This window comes from Streptomyces sp. FH025, assembly GCF_017427025.1.
In the GTDB taxonomy this organism is placed as follows: Bacteria; Actinomycetota; Actinomycetes; order Streptomycetales; family Streptomycetaceae; genus Kitasatospora.
This window is the reverse complement of sequence record NZ_JAFLNG010000678.1, coordinates 1-4,202: the sequence shown is the minus strand read 5'-3', so window position 1 is coordinate 4,202 and position 4,202 is coordinate 1. Positions and strand designations below refer to the sequence as shown.

Sequence of the window (4,202 nt, the reverse complement as noted above, 5' to 3'; positions counted from 1 at the left end):
ACTCAGGGGTGACCGGCTCGGTCCGGCGGGCGGCGGTGCCCTTGTCCTTGAAGCCGCTGGAGGTGGAGATGCAGACCACCGGGCCGCCGTCGGTGAGGTCCGGCGGGTCGAGGCTGCGCAGCCCGGCCAGTCCGGCCGCCGAGGACAGTTCCGTCCAGAGGCCGGCGCGGGCCAGTTCGGCCTGGGCGTCGGCGAGTTGGCGGTCGTCCACGGTCAGTGCGCGGCCGCCGCTGTCGCGCACCGCGACCACGCCCCGGTAGCCGCTCACCGGGGAGTTGATCGAGTAGGCGTCGCTCGGGGCCACCGGCACGTGCGCCGCCGGGAGGCCTTCGGCGAGCGCCCGGTGCAGCGGGCCGGAGGCGGCGGGCTCGCAGGCGAAGACGCGCGGCACCCGGTCGGCCAGGCCGAGGCGGCGCAGCTCGGCGAAGCCCTTCCAGACGCCGAACAGCAGCTCGCCGTACCCGGTGGGCACGAAGACCGCACTGGGCACGCCGATGTCCTGGAAGATCTCGTACGCGACGGTCTTGTAGCCCTCCGGGCCGTACGCGTGTCCGGTGTGGGTGGTGGTCAGGTTGCTGACCGGGTGCAGGCCGAGCCGGTCGACCACCTGGCGCAGCAGCGGCCAGCGCGCCTCCCACGGGACGGGCAGGACCACCGCGCCGTAGGCGTTGAGGAAGGAGTCGACGGCGGGCGGCAGGTCGGGGCCGGTGAGGACGACGCAGGGCAGTCCGGCGCGGGCGGCGTAGGCGGCCGCCGAGGCGCCGTGGTTGCCGGAGGAGGCGACCGCGATGCCGGGCGCGCCGACGCCCACGGCGGCGCTGGTGGTGCAGCGGTTCAGCCGGTCCTTGTGGGACCACGTGGGGTTGCGGGACTCGTCCTTGACGTACACGCCGGGTTCGAGCTCCACCAGCGGGGTGGCGCCCTCGCCGAGGCCGGGCGCGGTCAGCGGCGGGAGCAGCGGGGCCCAGCGTTCCAGTCCGTGGCGCTTTTCTGAGGGGGAGAAGAGGGTGGCCGGGTCGAGCTTGTCGTAGGCGTAGTCGACCTCGACGGGGTAGGCGACGTCGGCCGTGCCGGTGCGGGGGCAGCCCGCGGTGAGCGGGGGCCAGAGGGGGTAGTCGAGGTCGGGGTCACCGAGCGAGCGCTGGCCGGTCGCGAGGGAGTCTGCGGGTTTCATGTAAGTAGCGTAAGGGTGTTTCAGGTGCTACAGGGGTGGATTTGTGATTCCTTGATTTGTGATTCCTCGGGGGAACCGCCGGCGCCCCCGGGGGTGGGGGCGCCGGCGGTACTGCCTCACCGGTGGTTGGGGAACTGCACCACCTGCTGGTACGTCGGGCGGTTCTGCCAGGTGGTCTTGGAGTCCGTCACTCCGCCCAGCGGGCGCTGGATGATGGTGTCGGCGCACCACTGGTCGCCGGCCGGGCAGTCGGCGTCGCCCGGGTAGACCTGGGCGGGTGTCTGGGCGGCGGCCTGCTTCAGGGTGTTCAGCAGGACGGTTCGGCAGGCCGTGAGGTCGCCCCCGCCGCAGAACGGGCGGGCCAGCGGGCCGGCCACCCGGTCGCCGAGGACGGAGCGCAGGTCCTTGTCCAGGTAGCTCCACCAGCCGTACTGGAAGGCCGAACCCTTGTGCGGGATGGCCTCGTTGGCGCTCACCGGGCCGCCGCCGGTGGCGCCGGTCTGGCCGCCGGAGGGCGACTCGTTGATCTGCAGGGCGCCGGTCAGCGCGGTGAACAGCTGGTCGCCGAGCCCCGGCCGCATCACGCCGTCGGCGACCAGCGGCCACCAGGCGTCCATCACCCGGATCGCGGCGGCGTCCGCGTAGGTGTGGCTGCCGGGCGAGGTCTCCTTCCGCTGGGCGCCGTCGGCGAGCCAGGCCTCCAGCTGTTGCAGCGCGGTGAGGGCGCTCTGGTCGGTGACCGGTGCGCTGCGCAGCACCCGGATCAGGTCGGGCAGGACGTCCTCGGCCCGCAGGTCGGCGAGGGCTGCGCTCTCCATGGCCTGGGTGAGCGAGACCCGGCTCGCCTTGCCGCCGTTGGCGAGCAGCGCCTTGACGCGGTCGTCGAGCAGGTTGGCGCGGTGCACCGAGCCGTTGCCGAAGCCGGCCGTGGCGTAGCCGTTCGCCTGCTTGTTGTTCCAGGAGACGTAGTAGTCCTGGTCGACGGACTGCGGGTGCTCGGCCGGCGGGGTGTACCGGGCGGTGTTGGTGGCCGGGTCGAAGTCGGCCCACTCGTAGGCGGGTTGGGCGAGCACGGGCAGGCCGGGGTCGACGCCCGGGGCGCGCACCGGGTTGCTGCCGGAGTTGTAGTACGCGATGTCGCGGGAGTCGGCGTAGAACCAGTTGAAGGTGTAGTTGATGTCCTGCGCCGCCTGCTGGAAGCTCGCCGCGTCGTGCACCGCGCTGGGGTCGTTCAGCTCCTGGAAGCCGATGATGGAGTCGGCCTCGTGCCGGTAGGTGGAACGCAGCGAGGTGAAGGCGACGGGGGCGCCGCCGACCGTGCCGCGGGCGGTCACCAGGCCGTACTTGGAGCGGTACATCGTCAGGGTGTACGAGCCGGCCGGGGTGGAGTCGGCGGTGGTCGGGCTCCAGGCGTCCTGGCGGTCCAGCCGCTCGAAGGGCAGGCACTGGCCGTGCCAGAGGTAGGAGTTGGCGGCGGTGGTGACCGGCGAGCCGTCGGTGGTGCAGAGCGGGACGGCGTAGGTGTCGGTGATGTCCTGCCCGGCCGAGGTGGCGCTCCAGGCGTAGTCCTGGCCGCGGCCGAGCTGCACGTAGAAGCTGAGGCCCGCGAAGGCCGCGCCGCGTGCGCTGATCCCGGGGCCCTGGATCTCCTCCAGCATCAGCAACTGCGGTGCGAAGTAGCCGGTTTGGGGGCCGAACACGGCGACCGGGTGGCCGTCGTCGGTGTGCGCGCCGGAGACCAGCAGGGCGTTGGACATGCCGTGCCGGGCGGTGAGCAGGTTGCCGGGCAGGACACCGTTCGCCGTGGTGGCGGCGGAGTTGGCGGAGCCGGTGGCGTCGTAGACCAGCCGCTCGGGCACCACCGAGCCGGGGTCGGGCAGCGCCTGGCCCTGCGGGGCGTCGGGCACGGTGGCGTACGGGAAGCTCTGCCCGTCGTGCAGGGTCTGGACGGCCTCCGGGTCGTCGGCCTCGCGCAGCGACTTCCAGACCGCGTCGCCGGCGTCCTTGCCGTACTTGGCCTCGGCGGCCGACTTGACCTGGGCGGAGGCGAGTTCACCACCGCCGCCGGAGCCGAACAGCGCGCCGACCACGGAGGCGAGGGCGACTAGGTCGGTCAGTTTGAAGGGCTCGATCGAACCGGCGTTGGTGATCGGGTCGATGTGCCCGGTCAGGTCGTACTCGCCGGGGAAGGTGCGGCCGTTGTAGGCCTCCTTGGCATACTGGTTGATGCCGTCAAGGTAGGCGGTGGCGTCGGCGAGCGCCTGGGCGGCCCGGCCGCCGCGGGCGGCGAGGGTGTCGATCTGCTGCTGGAGCTCGGCCTCGGTGTACGGCGCGGCCTGCCAGAAGCTCTGCTCCAGTTGGCGGTTGGCGGCGGCGCCGCCCGCGAAGCCGGACAGCTGGCCCCGGCCGACGTGCCGGAACAGGTCCATCACCCAGAGGCGGTCCTGGGCGGCGGCGTAGCCCGCGCCGAACTCGGTGCCGTAGCGGGTGGTGCCGGTGATGTGCGGGACGCCGGTGGCCTTGTCGCGCACGATGGTCACGTCTGGGCGCGGGGCGGTAGTGCTGGCGACCTGGTCGGCGGGGACGCCGAAGGAGGCGTCGTTGAAGAAGCTGCGCAGCCCGGCCTCGGTGAGCCCCGGGTAGCCCGAGGCGAGGGCGGCGTACGGGCCGAGCTGGTCGTCGGTGTGGGCGGGGCGGGTGCCGAACGCCCGGTTGAGGAGGATCTCGGCGAGGGTGGCGTTGCCGTTCTCGCCGGGCGGCAGGATGTCGTTGCAGCGGCCGGCGCAGTAGTCGGCCGCCGTCGCCGTGGGGGCGGCGGTGGCCGGTGCGGTGGTCAGGGCGGTGGTGACGAGCAGGGCCGACGCGAGGGCGGCGGCCGGGAACCGGAATCGGAGGCGGTGGGGGCGTAGGCGCAAGGCGAGCTCCTCCGTCGAAGTCACGGGGAGTCGACGGTAGGGGCGCTACTGGACGGTTGGCTAGTGGCGTGCATGCCATTTCGCGCCCGGCGGGGCGGAGTTGGCGGTCGGGT

Annotated in this window: 2 protein-coding genes; both read right to left on the bottom strand. The window is 73.1% G+C overall.

The window, feature by feature from the left end; translation table 11 throughout:
- Nucleotides 1-1,174: pyridoxal-phosphate dependent enzyme (locus tag J0670_RS31910; RefSeq protein WP_207815459.1), on the bottom strand; the 1,174-nt coding region annotated here is incomplete at its 3' end.
- Between the two features lie 116 nt (nucleotides 1,175-1,290).
- The gene (locus J0670_RS31905; RefSeq protein ID WP_207815457.1) at nucleotides 1,291-4,089 is read right to left on the bottom strand and encodes a penicillin acylase family protein; all 2,799 of its coding nucleotides are present in this window, start codon (nucleotides 4,087-4,089) and stop codon (nucleotides 1,291-1,293) included.
- Nucleotides 4,090-4,202 lie beyond the last annotated feature (113 nt).